At 35.6% G+C, this 16,080-nt stretch carries 12 protein-coding genes; 3 read left to right on the forward strand and 9 right to left on the reverse strand.

The features are described 5' to 3' along the window. Positions 1 to 106 precede the first annotated feature (106 nt). Positions 107 to 553, forward strand: coding sequence for a KTSC domain-containing protein (locus tag CHRYMOREF3P_RS03805; protein ID WP_047385336.1), 447 nt, complete (start codon positions 107 to 109; stop codon positions 551 to 553). A gap of 263 nt (positions 554 to 816) precedes the next feature. On the opposite strand, the gene CHRYMOREF3P_RS03810 is transcribed toward CHRYMOREF3P_RS03805, so the two are convergent. The 4 genes from CHRYMOREF3P_RS03810 to CHRYMOREF3P_RS03825 all read right to left on the reverse strand — a co-directional run bounded on the left by CHRYMOREF3P_RS03810 (position 817) and on the right by CHRYMOREF3P_RS03825 (position 7,119). Beyond that, the gene (locus CHRYMOREF3P_RS03810; protein WP_180563892.1) at positions 817 to 4,005 is read right to left on the reverse strand and encodes an efflux RND transporter permease subunit; all 3,189 of its coding nucleotides are present in this window, start codon (positions 4,003 to 4,005) and stop codon (positions 817 to 819) included. Positions 4,006 to 4,012: 7 nt separating this feature from the next. Beyond that, positions 4,013 to 5,074 (reverse strand): efflux RND transporter periplasmic adaptor subunit, encoded by a 1,062-nt coding sequence (locus CHRYMOREF3P_RS03815; protein WP_077416840.1) that lies wholly within the window; start codon positions 5,072 to 5,074, stop codon positions 4,013 to 4,015. A gap of 9 nt (positions 5,075 to 5,083) precedes the next feature. After that, positions 5,084 to 6,436, reverse strand: a complete 1,353-nt coding sequence (locus CHRYMOREF3P_RS03820; protein ID WP_077416838.1) for a TolC family protein — start codon at positions 6,434 to 6,436, stop codon at positions 5,084 to 5,086. A gap of 89 nt (positions 6,437 to 6,525) precedes the next feature. Then, positions 6,526 to 7,119, reverse strand: a complete 594-nt coding sequence (locus tag CHRYMOREF3P_RS03825; RefSeq protein ID WP_034695556.1) for a TetR/AcrR family transcriptional regulator — start codon at positions 7,117 to 7,119, stop codon at positions 6,526 to 6,528. A 179-nt stretch (positions 7,120 to 7,298) separates the two neighbouring features. Between CHRYMOREF3P_RS03825 and CHRYMOREF3P_RS03830 the strand changes: the two genes are divergently transcribed. Continuing rightward, the gene (locus CHRYMOREF3P_RS03830) at positions 7,299 to 11,324 is read left to right on the forward strand and encodes a T9SS type B sorting domain-containing protein (protein WP_180563893.1); all 4,026 of its coding nucleotides are present in this window, start codon (positions 7,299 to 7,301) and stop codon (positions 11,322 to 11,324) included. A gap of 38 nt (positions 11,325 to 11,362) precedes the next feature. Here CHRYMOREF3P_RS03830 and CHRYMOREF3P_RS03835 read toward each other — a convergent pair whose 3' ends face one another. Continuing rightward, positions 11,363 to 12,187, reverse strand: a complete 825-nt coding sequence (locus CHRYMOREF3P_RS03835) for a S1 RNA-binding domain-containing protein (protein WP_180563894.1) — start codon at positions 12,185 to 12,187, stop codon at positions 11,363 to 11,365. A 136-nt stretch (positions 12,188 to 12,323) separates the two neighbouring features. Here CHRYMOREF3P_RS03835 and CHRYMOREF3P_RS03840 point away from each other — a divergent pair, with 136 nt between their 5' ends. Then, a complete protein-coding gene (locus tag CHRYMOREF3P_RS03840; protein WP_077416831.1) occupies positions 12,324 to 12,770 on the forward strand; it encodes a hypothetical protein in 447 nt (148 codons plus the stop codon). A gap of 29 nt (positions 12,771 to 12,799) precedes the next feature. Here the strand turns inward: CHRYMOREF3P_RS03840 and CHRYMOREF3P_RS03845 are convergent, their stop codons facing one another. Genes CHRYMOREF3P_RS03845 through CHRYMOREF3P_RS03860 form a run of 4 tightly spaced genes read right to left on the reverse strand, consistent with a single transcriptional unit; the run spans position 12,800 to position 16,027 of the window. Continuing rightward, positions 12,800 to 13,591 carry an SDR family NAD(P)-dependent oxidoreductase gene (locus tag CHRYMOREF3P_RS03845; RefSeq protein WP_180563895.1) on the reverse strand — a complete coding sequence of 264 codons (792 nt, stop codon included), beginning with the start codon at positions 13,589 to 13,591 and terminating at the stop codon, positions 12,800 to 12,802. 32 nt (positions 13,592 to 13,623) lie between these two features. After that, a complete protein-coding gene (locus CHRYMOREF3P_RS03850; protein ID WP_077416827.1) occupies positions 13,624 to 14,205 on the reverse strand; it encodes a TetR/AcrR family transcriptional regulator in 582 nt (193 codons plus the stop codon). A 59-nt stretch (positions 14,206 to 14,264) separates the two neighbouring features. Continuing rightward, entirely contained in the window at positions 14,265 to 15,185 is a 921-nt protein-coding gene (locus CHRYMOREF3P_RS03855) for a helix-turn-helix domain-containing protein (RefSeq protein WP_077416825.1), read from the reverse strand. Positions 15,186 to 15,202: 17 nt separating this feature from the next. After that, positions 15,203 to 16,027, reverse strand: a complete 825-nt coding sequence (locus CHRYMOREF3P_RS03860) for an SDR family NAD(P)-dependent oxidoreductase (protein ID WP_180563896.1) — start codon at positions 16,025 to 16,027, stop codon at positions 15,203 to 15,205. Positions 16,028 to 16,080 lie beyond the last annotated feature (53 nt).

A 16,080-nucleotide genomic window follows, 5' to 3' on the forward strand; every position in this document is an offset into this window, starting at 1 on the left:
GGGTAATTTTTCACATTATAGCCCACCAAATAAATTAATAATGAATAAGTTATGGTTTTTTAAATTTAATTGCTTAATTTTGCACCCCGAAAATAAGGGTTAGAATATGAAAAAAATTGGTGAGCACAGAACACTTCTTGGGGTAGATAAAAATGTTACTTTAAAAGAATTAAAGACTATTTACAGAAATGTGATGAAAGATACACATCCTGATAAATTCATTAATGATGAAGCCGGAAAAACAGAAGCTGAAGAAAAAAGCAAGTCTGTGATTGAAGCGTATCACTTTTTGGTAAGTATTAATTCTGAAACGCAGGATAAATATAAAGAAGAATACACAGAAACGACTACAAAATCTAACATTCAGGATTTCTATCTTGAGAAATCGATTTTGACTGTTCAACATTTGAATGGAAACATGTATGAGTATATGGGAGTTCCAAGAAATACCTACATCAAAATGGTCAACGCTGATTCACCAAGCCGTTTTGCAAGAAGACATATCTATGGAAACTTTATCTACAGAAAGTCTGGTGAGGCTATGGCAGATTAATTTTTTCACATTACAATATTTGAAGACTTTCGGTTTATTCTGGGAGTCTTTTTTTGTTTTTAATATTATGTTAGAATCTCGTGTTTGATTAAAAATGAGATTCTTCCTTCGTCAGAATGACAAAAGTCAATAATTTGACTTTAAAACAGCGGTTTTCCTTAACAAACATCATCCAGCGGTTTTATCGAAGCCTGCTATATCAACGGCAAAAAAAAGCCGTATCAAAAATGACACGGCTTTCGGTTAATTAAAGATTGTTATATTTAGTCTACATGTTTTGTAGTAAATCCATCTTCACTTAGCTCTCTATGCTCATATTCAGCTTTCATTTCAGCTTCATAATCCACTTTTTCATGTTTACCCATTCTTCTTAAGATAGAGTCAAATATTGAATAAACTACCGGTACAATAATTAGAGTCAGGAATAATGACGATGTCAAACCACCGATAATTACCCAGGCTAATCCATTGTTCATTTCTGCTCCGGCACCTTTTGCAATTGCAATTGGGATCATACCGAAGATCATCGCGATAGTAGTCATCAAGATCGGACGAAGACGTGCGTGGTTTGCCTGGATCAAAGCATCATGCGTACTTGCACCAGCCTCTTTCCTCATATTTGCAAAGTCGACAATCATAATTGCGTTCTTCGCTACCAAACCAATCAACATGATCATCCCCAGCATCGTAAATATGTTTAATGAATTTCCTGTGATGGCAAGAATAACCATTACCCCGATCAATGCCAGAGGAATAGAAAATAATACCACGAAAGGATATACAAATGAGTCATATAATGAAACCATTACCAGATAAACCAATACAATAGCAGCCATTAATGCAATCCCTAAAGTACCGAAACCTTCAGTCTGGTTTTCCATATCACCACTCCAGATGTAGCTTACTCCTGCCGGTTTAGTCTTTTCGTTATCCATAAATTGAGCAGCCCATTCATTGGCAACATCCCCTACAGGACGGCCTACCACTTTAGACTTTACCTTTACAGAAGGTGCTTTATCTCTACGTTCCAATAAACTTGGTCCTGAACCCATTTTTACTTCTGCAAACTGGCTCAGTCTTACCTGTTCTCCTTTAGGATTGGTAAACATAAGATTTCTTACATCTTCAATAGATTTTCTGTTCGCGTCACCAAAACGGATATTAATATCATATTCATATTCTCCGGCTCTGAATTTTCCGTCTGTATTTCCGTTAAATGCAGTTTGCATTGTTTGTCCTACACTAGAAAGATTTAAGCCTAAAGAAGCCATTTTATCTCTGTCGATATTCACCTGTACTTCAGGGCTTCCAGAGTCAGTTGATAATTCTGCATCTACAGAACCAGGAACTTTTTTAAGCAACTCAAGAATTCTGTTTGCCTCTTTATTTGCTGTTTCGTTATCCTGAGCTGTCACTACCATTTCAATTGGTGCATTGTCTGCTCCCATTAATCCAATTGGTGCTGTTTTAAATTCAACTCCTGTGAATTTTTCTTCTAAAGCTCTCTTGATTCTTGCGGATTTGATATCTGTGCTCTCATTACGTTCAGATTTATCTACCAAAATCACCTGAATCTCTGACTGGTACAATGTTGCCTGTGCTCCACCAAAACCTGATGACTGCTGACCAACTGTTGTGATCATATCTACAACATCTTTGTCTTCTCTAAGATATTTTTCAACAGCAAGAGTAATCTGGTTGGTTTTTTCTACAGAAGCATCTTTTGGCAATTCCATCTGAACAAGGAACTGTCCTCTATCCATTTTAGGGAAGAATTCACCTCCGATAAATCCAAATGCAACCAACATAAATGAAGAGATCAAAATAATAAATGTTACAATAACCGTCATTACTCTTCTTAATGTCGTTTTCAAACACCATTCCAGAATTCCTGTGATCCAGTGTGTGAATTTTTCCAATTGCTTTTCGAACCAAAGAATAAACTTCTCAAAAGGATTTTTACCTGAAAGGTGTACCAATTTACCATATCTTGAAGATAACCAAGGAATAATGGTAAATGATGCCAGTAACGAAAACATTGTCGCAATAACTACGGTAACGCAGAACTGTGCCAGGATATCAGCAACCAATCCTGAGCTCATTGCAATCGGTAAGAATACCACTACAATTACCAATGTAATCGCCGTTACGGTAAATCCAATTTCCGAAGCACCATCGTATGCCGCACGAATTCTGCTTTTCCCCATCTCCATGTGACGATAAACGTTCTCCAAAACTACAATTGCATCATCCACAAGAATACCAACAACTAATGAAAGTCCAAGTAAACTCATCAGGTTTAAGGTATATCCCATAAGATACATTCCAATCACCGTTGCAATCAATGACATCGGAATAGAAACCATAACGATAAACGCGTTTCTGATGTTATGAAGGAACAGTAACATTACCACTGCTACCAGGATAATTGCTAAGAATAAATCGAAAATTACATGGTCTGCAGCTTCAAGCGTAAAGTCTGTTGTATCATCTACAATATTTATTTTAATCGCCTGGGCTTTATAATTGTTCTGAACATCAGCGATTGTTTTCTTCACTAGTTCCGAAACTGAAACCGCATTGGCATCAGATTGTTTTTTAACCTGAAGTAAAATCGTTGAATTCTGGTTATATCTTGCAACTTTCTCCACATCTTTCTGTGTATCAAAAACGGTTGCAATATCAGATAAACGAACCTGAGCTCCATCTTTATTGGAAACTACAAGATTATTCATTTCAGCAACATTTTTATACTTTCCGGAAAGTCTGATCGTAGATCTTGAAGTTCTTGTTTTCAAAGCTCCCGTTGGGAAATCCAGATTTGAAGAAAGAATTGCCTGCTGTACATCTGCGATGGCAAGACCATATCCCTGCATTTTCTTTTCATCTAAACTTACCTGAATTTCTCTTTCCTGCCCACCTACAAGGTCTACCTGAGCAACACCGTTTACACGGGAAAAAATAGGCTCTATTTTTTTATCTAAAAGATCATAAAGATCTTTATTATTCAGGTTATTACTGGAAATACTCAAAGTCATGATCGGAAGATCATCCAATGAGAACTTTTGCAAAGAAGGAGGATCTGCATCGTCGGGAAGATCTGCCAAAATAGCATTTACTTTTCTCTGTGCATCATTCAAAGCATAGTTTACATCGGCACCGGTATTCAGCTGCACCATAATAACCGATAAACTTTCGTAAGATGAAGATTCTACTTTTTTCACGTTTTCCAAAGAACCAACAGCATCTTCAATTTTTCGGGTTACCGAAGTTTCCACCTCAGCAGGCGAAGCTCCCGGATATACCGTAGAAATGGTTACCATATTGGTTTCAAACTTTGGAATCAACTCATACCCCATCATGGAGTAACTTAATAAACCACCCAGCGTAAGTATCGTAAATAATACGATAACCAGCGATGGTCTTTTAATGGATATTTCTGCTAACTTCATCTTCTGCTTACTTTACGATATTGATTTTCGAACCGTTATCAAGATTAATCTGTCCGCTGGTAATTACCTGCTCGCCTCCATTCAGTCCGCTTAAGATCTGAACTTTGTCGCCGTATACTTTACCGGTCTGAACTTTAATTAATTTAGCAGTACCATTATTTACAATAAATAGCTGTCCTGAACTTACTCCGTTTACAAAAGCTTCTGCAGGAACAGTCAACATATTTTGAGTTTCAGCACCGTGATTTGTTTTAAATGTAGCAGTTGCATACATCCCCGCTTTTAGGTTTCCTTTATTCTGAACCTCAATTTCAACCGGGAAATTTAAAGTAGCATCACTTTTAGGAGCAATGAATGTAATTCTACCGCTGAAAGAATCTTCCGGTAAAACATTCACATTAATTGGAACTTCCTGACCGAGTGCAATTCTGCCAACCTGGCTTTCGTCAACCAATACAGAAAGTTTAAGGCTGTTGATATTAACAATTTCAAACATGGAAGTCCCTATAGAAACTACTGTTCCCGGCTCAACCATTTTCTTGTTGATAGTACCACTGATACCTGCACGGATGCTGGTGTCATTCACTCTTACTCCCTGAGCTTTCACAGCTGCCTGTGCATTTTTCAGTTGAAGTCTTGAGTTATCAACCTGTTGTTTTGTAACCCCTCCTGTTTTAAAAGCATTTTCGTAACGCTGATTATCGATAATAGCATTTTGCAAATTATTCTGAGCCTGTGTAACATCCACTTCGATAGCATCTCTCTTGATAGTTGCTAACACCTGACCTGCACTTACTCTTGATCCTTCTTTTACCAAAACGCTTACAATACGTCCGGCAATTTCAGAAGACTGGTTCATTTCCTGCTTAGGAATGAAAGTTCCGTTGGCAGAGTAATCTGTATCAATATTTTCTCTTGTAACGGTTACAATATTAACGTTGATTTTATCTACCTGCTTGGCAACTTCTTTTACTTCCTGCGTCTGCTTTTCTTTGTTCCCGGCAATCTTATAAGCGGCTAAACCTATCAGTACTGCTGCTACGATGATATATATTAAAGTTTTTTTCATTTTAGTTTATTATAAGTTTTGTAGTGTGTTTAGTTCACCCTTAGCTTTTATCAGCTTGATCTCGGCCTGTTTGTAATCCAGCAATGCATTAGAATAGTTCTGTTTTGCCTGTGTTAAAGCATTTTCAGAATCCAGCACCTCTGTAAGGGTTGCTAACCCATATTGATAATTTGACTGGGTATTTTTCTGAACTCTTTCTGCCAATCCTACATTATCTTTCATGCTTTCGATATTAATCAATGCATTTTCCATATTGGTGATTGCATTTTTATAATCTAAACTTAAGCTCAACTGAGTGTTTTCAATATCAACATCAAGATCCTGAATATCTATTTCTGCCTGATTGATCTTCGCTTTTGTAGCTCCTCCTGTGAAAATAGGAATATTTACATTCAATCCAATTGCCGAATAATCACTCCAAAGAACGCCTTTACTAAGACCATTTGTCAACGGGAATTTTGCTCCGTTTGCTCCCCATCCATAGTTCGCAGTAAGATTTACTGATGGATAAAGATAAGCTTCGGTTGCTTTTTTATTGAAAACCAAAAGTTCCCTGTTTTTATTTAAAACTTTGATCTCTGTACGATCATTAAGATTTACGTTGCTTGCAATCAGCTCAGGCTTTGGTTCGATCTCTTTTTCTTCAAGCTCAATGTCTGTAGAAATCGGGATTCCCATATAAAACTTCAGAGCATTTTTTGAAAGTTCAACAGAGTTGATTAAAGTCTGCTTATTGGAACCAATATTCGTAAGCTGAACATTTGTCCTGTCTAAATCGATTGATTTTGCCAAACCATTATCAACCAAGCTTTTAATAACATTTCTTACTTTTTCAGTGTTAGCATAGCTGGCGGTTACCGTTTTAAGATTTTCCTCCTGTACAAACACCTGATAATAAGCTGTTGCTACATTTTCAATAATCTGTTCATTGGTCAATTGAGCATTCAGTACATAAAACTCTCTTGTTGATTTTGCAGCTTTAAGTCCTGTAAATACTCTTTGATCAAAAATTGCCTGCTGAAGTTGTACAGAAGCTGTAGAACCCCAAGGCTGCCCAAACTGCGCTCTGATTTTCTCTCCTCCAAATTCCAGCAAAGACTCCTGAATAATCGGGTTATAAGTTAAACCCGCCGTTGCACTGACCTGTGGAAGAGCACCGGCTCTGGCCTCATCAATCTTGTATTCGGCTTTTTTTATCTGTAAAGCAGCTTTTTTGGCTTCTGCCTTATTCTGAAGTGCCTGTTTTATAGCTTCCTGCAGGGAAACCTGCTGCTGGGCAGACATCAATGTAGAGCCGAAAATCATAAATGCTGAAGCTATCCCAATTTTTAGCTTTGTAGCAGTTATACGTTTTCTATTCATAATTTTATACTTCGTTTATTTTTTATTTAATTTTCAGTCATTATTTATTTCTAAATGACGAATCATTTTCAGAAATACTTTAGTTTTTTTTAGTTTTTGAACAACATATTGATAATAATCTCTTTTCGTTCAGAAATAATCTTATCATATTCTTCATCATTAATTAATAAATTTTCCATAAATAATGGTCTTATGGCACTTGGGAATACTAATAGAGCTACCATATTAAGAATAAACTGAACAGGTGCCATTTTTTCTATATTTCCCAATTCCATTTCTTTTTCGATATCCTTATACATATCATTCAGGATATCTTCTTCAATTTCTCTTTGATGGCAGGTCCCTTTATTGATCTGTGATACGATATACGTTTCCAGATACGGATACTGAAGACTTGTAGAAAGGCTGCTTTCTATGAATTGGCTGATCTTTTCTTTAAAAGGCAGATCAGAATTTTGAATGATCTTCGATTTTTCCTGTTCTACTCGTTGCGCTTCATCAAAGATGATCTGAATCAGCTTATCTCTTGAACGGAAATAGTAATTAATAAGGGTCCTGTTCACTCCTGCTTCATCTGCAATCTCCTGCGTAGTAGCATCAAATTTTCCTTTCACAAAGAACAAATTCTTCGCTGTCTCCTTGATCAATTCCTGTGTTTGGTCTTTTTTTGCTTGATTTGACATTTTTGTTAAACAAATTTGTGCAAATTTATACTAAATTTTATTTTTGACAAAATTGTTAAACAAAAAAATTAAACATAATTGTTATGACATCCATCATGTTTCTGACCTGAAGTTTGCTATTACTTAATATATAATGAGAAAGCTATTTTTATATCTTTGCCGCAAAAATTAATAACCTGATGAAGAAAATTCTTTCGCTGTTCATGGTTTTGAACACGGTACTTCTATTTTCACAGAAAAATATTTCTGAAGAAAACTCCTATTATTTTTATGAAAACAAAGGTCAGATTATTGATCAAGACGGAAAAGAAAATAAAAATGTAAAATATCTTTTCCATTCTAATGGTCTGAATGTACAGCTGCGTTCTAATGGATTTTCTTATGATGTATATCAGGTAGAAAAAATAAGTACACCAGATAATCCTAAACCCCCAAAATATTATAATCAAAAAGAGGAAAAGGTTAAATACAAATATCATAGAATAGATATAGACTTGGTTAACTCTAATATCAATTCTGAAATAATTCCCGAAGAAAAGTCTCCTGATTATGATAACTTTTATAATATTCCTGGAAAGCCGGCCGGGATCTTAAATGTGTATCGTTTTAAAAAGATTACTTATAAGAATATCTACAATAATATTGATCTTATTTTCTTTAAACCAAAAGATACTCTGAAACCTGTTGAATATAACTTTATTGTAAGACCCGGCGGAAAAATTTCAGATATCAAAATGAAATTCAACGGAGCAGAGACATCATTAAAAAATAAAAAAATTGTGATGAAACTTCGTTTTGGAGATATGTATGAAAATATTCCTCTTTCCTGGATTACAGATGGAAAATCTAAGCATGAAACCACTATCAATTATAAACATATTGATGAAAACACTTATGGTTTTGCCGGGACACAGGATTCATTCACCAAAACTTTAATTATTGATCCTGTACCTACCCCCTTATGGATTAAAAATCACCCAAACTGGGTATGGCAATCCAATACATATTATAGAGTATTGGCCAATTCCAATCAGGAAGTTTATACTGGATTTACTACTATTGCAAGATATAATATTGCTACCAGTACTTATACAATAATGGACTCTAACTCTCAGAACTATGGTTATATCTGTAAATTTGATCCGGCAGGAAATAAAATATGGGGTGTGTTTTTAGGAAATCATCAATTCAATTATGGAGGGGATGAAACCAATCTTCTGAAGGATATTACCATTAATAATAACAATGAAATATATGCTATTGGCCAGGCAAGAGATTCTCAAGGAGGTACAAACAATATAACAACTCTCGGTGCCCATAAAGAACATACAAATTACCAGGGGCAATGGATGGGATATGACATTGATTCTTTCATCATGAAATTTAATGATAATGGTATAAGAATATGGGGAACCTATTTCGGAGGAGATCAATTTGACACAGCAAATTCTATTGTACTAGATTCAAACCAGAACTTAATTATCGGAGGACTTTCCACCGGAAACAATGGGATTGTAACAGCTAATGGAAATATTCAAAATAATCCTAATATTTATAATGGGGTTTCTTTTATTGCAAAGTTTTCTCCGAATGGTCAACAAATGTATGGCTCCTATTTTTTTTTAAAAGAGTCGGGAATTAAAAAAATTGACAGAGACAGTAATAATAATATCTATTTAGCCGGCGATGTTTACCAGGGGTATAATATTACCGGAAATGGAACAGCAGGTACTCATCAGCAAACTTTGATTGGAGAAGGCAATACATTTCTAGCCAAGCTAGACAATAATTTTCAATTTTTGTGGGGAACTTATTATGGCGGTAGAAACGCGTATGGTATTCAGCACAATTATAATGAAGGGAGAACAATAGTAAGAGATTTAAAAGTTGACAAAGATAACAATGTAGTTTTATTAGGAAATACGGATGCTAATGAAAGAATATCAACTTCAGGAACACATCAGCCAATACGCACATCTAATCTTGGTGATGATATCTTTTTAACAAAATTCAATCCTGCAGGAAATCAAATTTGGGGAACTTATTTCGGAGCAACAACAAGCAATGCTGTAAATGATGATCAGGCCTTCGGACTTTCCGTAGATGACAATAATAGTCTTATATTTTCAGGGCAGACATCAAACGCAGTTCAGATAGCAACTCCAAATGGGTATATGCCTGACAATAATAATGGTTATCGTTCAGGTTTTTTTACTAAATTTAATCCGGCAGGTAATCAGGTTTGGGGAACTTATTTTTATTCATCCGTTCATTCCATCTATGCAAAAAGTAATAATATATATACTTTAGGAGGAGCCCAGGTTAATAATAATTTCGCTAAATTTTATGATTGTGCTGCAGGAATATCTGTCACATCAAACTCTCCTGTTTGTATCAATTCAACTGTTCAGCTTAACGCTACAGGAGGAACAACCTATCACTGGACTGGACCTAATGGCTTTACATCAAACCAGCAGAATCCAACAATACCTAATGCAACAACAGCTCATTCCGGTACATATACCTGCCACGTTTCGGGGTCGGGAGGCTGTGATGGAACTTTTACTGTAAACGTCGTTGTGGGTGACAATATGGCTCCGGTTCCGAACATTGCTTCTCTAGCAGACATTACAGGAGACTGCCATACAATAGTTACCACCATTCCTACTGCTACAGATAACTGTGCGGGAACTATAACTGCAACAACCACAGATCCTTTATTTTATTCAATCCCTGGAAACTATATTATCCATTGGATTTATAACGATGGAAATGGAAATACAGCTACCCAAAATCAGAATGTGATTGTAACATCTCCCTCTCTTCCAACTGCTGCAAATGTCCAGCAAACTTTCTGCGCTATCAATAATTCTAAAATCTCTGACATTCAGATCACAGGCCAGAACATCAAGTGGTACGATGCTGCAGGAAATGTTCTGTCATCAACAACTGCTCTTACCAACGGACAGACCTATTATGCTTCTCAAACCATTAATGGCTGTGAAAGTAATAAAATGGCTATTCAGGTAACGGTAAATACCACTCCTAAACCGATTGCAAATATTAATCAGGATTTCTGTGCTTCGGCAAATCCTACGCTGGAAAAGCTGGTTGTATCAGGAACAGCTCTTAAATTCTATAATGCGGCAGGAAATGTGATTCCGATGACAACTCCTCTGGTAAGCGGACAAATCTATTATGTAACCCAGACTTTAAATAACTGTGAATCTGAAAAACTGGCAATTACTGTAACGCTGTCCACAGATAATGTACCTGCAAAAGATATTACACAAGTACAATGTAATTCTACAACGTCAAATTCTATGATGGTTAATCTTCACTCCTATGAAGCAAGTATTATTAATAACCCCGCCAGTTATATTTTCACGTATACAGATACGGCGGGAAATCCTATTTCCAATCCTTCCGCTTATACTTTAAATGTAGGAACAACACTTATTCACGTAAAAGTAGCTACTCCTGACGGATGTTTTAAAACAATAAGATTAAGCCTTACTTTAAATCCTAAGCCTTTTGTTCAGCTTCCTGATAAACTTGATTTTTGTGAAGGCAAATCGGTTGTTTTGGATGCAGGACCAGGATTTAAGTCTTATGAATGGAATACCGGAGCAACTACTCAAACCATTACAGTATCTACCCCAGGAACGTACACCGTGAAAGTAACCAATATTTTCGGATGCGAAAGTACAAGCTCCACTCAGGTGAGTTATTCTGTTTTAGCCCATATTGTTTCTGTAAATATTACCAATAATACAGCGACAGTTATTCTTTCTCAGAGCGGAAACTATGAATTTTCCTTAGATAATTTCACATGGCAGAATTCTAATATTTTCACCAATTTAAATATGGGAGAATATACTGCTTATGTGAGAACAAAATCCGGATGTATTATCGGGCAGAAGAACTTCTCTATATTCAATATTCCGAATGCAATCAGTCCAAACGGAGATGGGATCAATGATACATGGAGAATCGCAGGATTGGAAAACTATCCGGGAACAGAAATTTATTTATATGATAGAAAAGGAGCGATAATCTATAAGGAGCTTATTAAAAAGAAACCTTTCCAATGGGATGGAAAATATGAATCACACCCTATTTCTACCGGAAATTATTGGTACACTATAAAAGTTTCTGACGGAAGAGTCTACAGCGGATGGCTTCTGATCAAGAACAGAGAGTAACAAAAAAACGAGCAGAAATTTCTGCTCGTTTTTTTATTTTATAATAATTTGATTTTGTCGTCCAGGATATCGATGATTTTATCTTTATAAAGTCCTCCGATCGCTTTTTTAAAGTTTTTCTTACTCATCTGAAATTCATTCTTGATCTCTTCAGGTGAGGATTTATCAGATACATACAGAAGTCCGTAATTTTCTTCCAGTCTGTTAATAATCTTCTGTTTGAACTCGTCAATATTTTCAAAACCGTCCGGCTGTAAGGAAATATCTATTTTCCCATCTTCACGAATCATTTTAATATAGCCTTTTTCTTCTGACAGTGGATAAAGTTTTTTGAAAACATCAGAAGCGTATATCAAACCTATGTACTGCTTGTTGATAACCACGTTCCAGCCCAGTTCACTTTCGTTCATCATAAGCAGATCTACTTTGTCTCCTTTCTGAAATGGCAGATCATCATACTGTGGGTTTCTCTTGAACTTTGTTGTCCCTGTAATCAGCTCCATATCTTCATCTACATAGATATAAACCAGATATCTTTTACCTTCTATAATTTTGGTTTTCTGCTGTTTGTAAGGGATAAATAAATCCTTAATGATTCCCCAATCCATAAAAGCTCCGCTAGGAAGACTCTGTACACAGCTCATTACCGCAAATTCACCAACTTCAGCCAATGGAATTTCAGTAGTTGCCTTTAATTTATCGTCATCCTGGTATACAAAAACTTCAACTTCATCACCTGTTTCTTTTTCATCCTGAATAAAGATTTTAGGCAGAAAAGCTTTTTCTCCGGATTCGTCCACGAGGATCCATCCTGAATTAATTTGTTCTGAAATTGTTAGAGTCTGAGTTTTTCCGAGTTGCATTGATGATAAAATTAGCTTACAAAGGTACGGAAATTTGAAGATGCCAACCTAGTCAATACCATTATAATCTTTGGATGATTCTTATTAACCTTTTATAAAGACCGTAAAACATGTACATTTGAATAAAAAACAAAACATGAAACAATATTTCATTCTGCCTTTGCTCTTTTCGGTTGTCTTTTCAAAAGCTCAGCTACTGGAGAAAACAGCGGTAAATATTTCTTACCGATACACCGGAAGAAATGTTCTGCAGGCAGGATTAGAATATAGATTTGGAGACAGCTATGATGGTTCTATTATTCTGGGACCGTCTCTGCTTTATACCCATGTTAATAACACAGATAAATTTATTCCGGAGATGAATATCAACTTTCTACGTGCCGGATTGCTGTTTGGAATATCCGGCAATCCCTATTCGTTAGAACCAAGAATAGGGATCTCATTATTTAATGCTATATTTCTGAATAGCGGATATGCTTTTCCTATTCACAGAGATAAATATTTTAAAGGAGTAACCTTTGGAATACAATTCAATATTGCTCCGAAACATTCTAAGTTTTACGATAATCTGAAAATAATGTAAAAGAGCAACTGAAGATATATTTTTATGGGTTATATTATCTTTAAAACTCCACTATCTGCTCTTAAGCTTGCTCCATTTACCGCAACAGAAAGAGGGCTGGAAAGGTAGACTGCCAGGCTTGCAATTTCTTCCGGATTAATAAATCTTTGTAAAAGAATATGTGGGTTGGCGGTCTGGATAATGATTTCTTTCATTTGATCCACAGTCAGATGTTGAGCTTCGGCTATTTGCTCCACAGTAGCAGCAACCCCATCGCTATAAGTAGGTCCACCTAAAATGGTATTAACTGTAACGGCACTTCCTTTTGTGAGTTTGGATAAACCATTACTTAATGCCGACATCGCAGCTTTTGTCATTCCGTAATGAATCATATTTTCAGGAACATTGACTCCTGATTCACTGCTGATAAAAATAATTCTGCCCGAGTTTTTTCGGATCATCCCTGGAAGCAGCTTTCTTGATAACCGCATCCCACTCATCACATTGATTTCAAAATAATGATACCAGTCTTCATCCTGCAATTCATAAAAATCATTGATTCCGAAAACGCCTACATTATTAATAAGAATATCAATATCCTCCAACTCCTCCAGTAGCTTGTTAAGATCTTCTTTTTTGACAAAATCTGCGGAAATTCCAGACACATCTGCATCTGGAAATTCCTCCTTGAGTTTTTTCTTCGCCCATTCCGTTTTCTCTTCACTTCTGCCATTGATAATTACGGACGCACCTTCTTCCAACAATTGTTTTGCTATTGAAAATCCTATTCCCTGTGTGGATCCGCTAATAAATGCTTTCTTTCCTTTTAGTTGTAAATTCATTGTTTTATTTTTGTAATGATCGTTAAAAAAATTTAATGCAATACCTGCAATTGCAATTCAATCTGGGTTTTCAAAATCCTCCTGTCCGGGTACATTCTACGAAGAGAATTAATACCACACCAAAACGTGATCAGGTACTTACCCAAAACCTCTGCCGGAAGTGTTGATTTCAGAGTTCCTTTATTTTGTTGTTGCTGAATAACCGAAGTATAGAGTTTTTCTGTTTCCTTTAGTATCTCGACAGCCTCTTCTTTCAAACTTTCCTCTACGAATGTCATTTCAACAAGTGTATTGGCAACAATACAGCCTTTCATATGCTCATTATAATCAGCATTAGCGATATTTAAAAAGAAACTTTTAATAAGTCCAATCGGATCTTCGCTTTTATTCAATCTTTGCTTGAAGTTTTCAAAGTCTTCTCTTCGCTGCCCCAAGCTTTTTTTAAACAGTTCTTTTTTGCCTCCTTTGAAAGAGTTATATAAACTTCCAGCTCCTGCTCCAGTTGCGACAGTCAAATCACTGAGCGAAGTTGCAGTAAAACCTTTTTCCCAGAATAATTTCTGAGCTTTTAGAATCAATTCTTTATCCTGATGGATATTGGGTCTTCCTTTCATTTATTTTTGTAATGATTGATACAAAAATATAAAAAAAGAAATTATCTGACTTATTTTTTTTAATTAAAAGATTTTCGGAACTCCAGTGGAGTTTGTTTTGTAGTTTTTTTGAATAATTTACTAAATGACTGAGGATATTCAAATCCGAGCTGATAAGCAATTTCTGTAACGGTTAAGTTGGAAGCAGTTAATAATTTCTTAGCTTTTTCAATTAAATGTTCATGGATATATTGTTGAGTATTCTGTCCTATTGTATTGCGCAGCAGATCTGTCATATAATCGGGCGAAAGGTGAAGTTCACCAGCAAGAAAATGCACTGTCGGCAGCCCTTGGGTAAGAGCTTGTTCGTTGTTAAAATAATCCTTCAAAATTTGCTCAAGTCTAGTGACAATATCATTATTCACTGATTTTCTGGTAAGAAACTGTCGGTTATAAAAACGATTGGAATAACTCAATAAAAGATCCAGGTGAGATACTACAACATCCTGACTGTAATGGTCTATATTATTCTTCAGTTCCTGTTGTAACTGTTTCAGTAAAGATGAAATTACAATATTTTCTTTTTCTGAAAGATGCAGGGCCTCTGCTATGGAATAAGAGAAAAAACCATATTGATCTATATTTTTCCCTAAAGAATATGGACGGATTAGCTCCGCCTTGAATACTAACATATATCCTTTAACAGGATTATTTTTTATGGATGTTACTGAAAATATCTGTCCTGGTTTTGTAAAAGTCATCATCCCTTCATCAAAATCATAATCTTTAAGACCATATTTAAAATTCCCGTTACTGCCTTTTTTAAGAACAATGCAATAAAAGTCGTTAGTAAAATGATTCCATATATCGCTATGCTGATAGCTTAATGATTCAAAATCAATTACACTTATCAAAGGATGATCCGGCTGAGGAAGAGCAAACAAACGATGCAGTTCTGAAATAGATCTTATCACATAAGGTCCTGAATAAGGTTTTTTCATTTATTCAAATTTACACATTATTTAAAATCCGTAGAAAAGGAAAGATGTTTCCATTGCTCTAGTTCTTCAGTTTCATTTTTTCTATGTTCAAGAATTGATTCATAACTATCCTTCCCTAAAATCAGATGTAAGGGCGGATTGCTTAAAGTACTAATATTATAAAGTATTTGAGCAAGTTTCACGGGATCACCAGGCTGATAACCATGGAAGCTTTGAAGCATGTCAATATGCTTGTCCAAGTGATAATCCTCAATCCTATTTTCTGCAGCCGTCAAAGTTGCCTCACTCATAAAACCTGTACGGAACATTCCGGGAGCCACTACTGTCACATTCACCCCGAAAACTTTGACTTCTTGTGCAAGAGCTTCTGAAAGTCCTATGACAGCAAATTTTGAAGCATTATAACTGCCTGTATTGGCATAACCAACATATCCCATATTGGAAGAAATATTGATAATATGTCCTGATCTCTGTTTTCTTAGAAATGGCATAGTGTGTCTAATAACATTAACCATCCCAAACAGGTTTACATCCATTGTTTTGCGGAATTCTTCATCCTTTATTTCTTCTACACTGCCTGCTAAATAATAGCCTGCATTATTAAGAACCACATCAATGCCACCAAAATGCTGAATACCTTTTTTAATAGCATTTTTTACATCCTCATCATTCGTAATATCAACCTGTAAAGAGAGTAAATTTTCTGTATCTCCATTATTTACATGTTGTATGTTCCGGGAAATGGCTATTACTTTATCTCCTTTATGTAAAACTTCTTTTACCGCTTCAAGTCCCATTCCTCTTGATGCTCCGGTTATAAACCACACTTTTTGCTTATTCATAATATATATCTTATTAATGATGCAAAGTTCGGATTTCGGAAAGATCAGGAAGT

Source organism: Chryseobacterium sp. JV274 (assembly GCF_903969135.1).
Taxonomy (GTDB): Bacteria; Bacteroidota; Bacteroidia; order Flavobacteriales; family Weeksellaceae; genus Chryseobacterium.

Coding starts and splice junctions, on each gene's coding strand:
- CHRYMOREF3P_RS03805 (WP_047385336.1), top strand. CDS start 107: ATGAAAAAAATTGGTGAGCACAGAACACTTCTTGGGGTAGATAAAAAT.
- CHRYMOREF3P_RS03810 (WP_180563892.1), bottom strand. CDS start 4,005: ATGAAGTTAGCAGAAATATCCATTAAAAGACCATCGCTGGTTATCGTA.
- CHRYMOREF3P_RS03815 (WP_077416840.1), bottom strand. CDS start 5,074: ATGAAAAAAACTTTAATATATATCATCGTAGCAGCAGTACTGATAGGT.
- CHRYMOREF3P_RS03820 (WP_077416838.1), bottom strand. CDS start 6,436: ATGAATAGAAAACGTATAACTGCTACAAAGCTAAAAATTGGGATAGCT.
- CHRYMOREF3P_RS03825 (WP_034695556.1), bottom strand. CDS start 7,119: ATGTCAAATCAAGCAAAAAAAGACCAAACACAGGAATTGATCAAGGAG.
- CHRYMOREF3P_RS03830 (WP_180563893.1), top strand. CDS start 7,299: ATGAAGAAAATTCTTTCGCTGTTCATGGTTTTGAACACGGTACTTCTA.
- CHRYMOREF3P_RS03835 (WP_180563894.1), bottom strand. CDS start 12,187: ATGCAACTCGGAAAAACTCAGACTCTAACAATTTCAGAACAAATTAAT.
- CHRYMOREF3P_RS03840 (WP_077416831.1), top strand. CDS start 12,324: ATGAAACAATATTTCATTCTGCCTTTGCTCTTTTCGGTTGTCTTTTCA.
- CHRYMOREF3P_RS03845 (WP_180563895.1), bottom strand. CDS start 13,591: ATGAATTTACAACTAAAAGGAAAGAAAGCATTTATTAGCGGATCCACA.
- CHRYMOREF3P_RS03850 (WP_077416827.1), bottom strand. CDS start 14,205: ATGAAAGGAAGACCCAATATCCATCAGGATAAAGAATTGATTCTAAAA.
- CHRYMOREF3P_RS03855 (WP_077416825.1), bottom strand. CDS start 15,185: ATGAAAAAACCTTATTCAGGACCTTATGTGATAAGATCTATTTCAGAA.
- CHRYMOREF3P_RS03860 (WP_180563896.1), bottom strand. CDS start 16,027: ATGAATAAGCAAAAAGTGTGGTTTATAACCGGAGCATCAAGAGGAATG.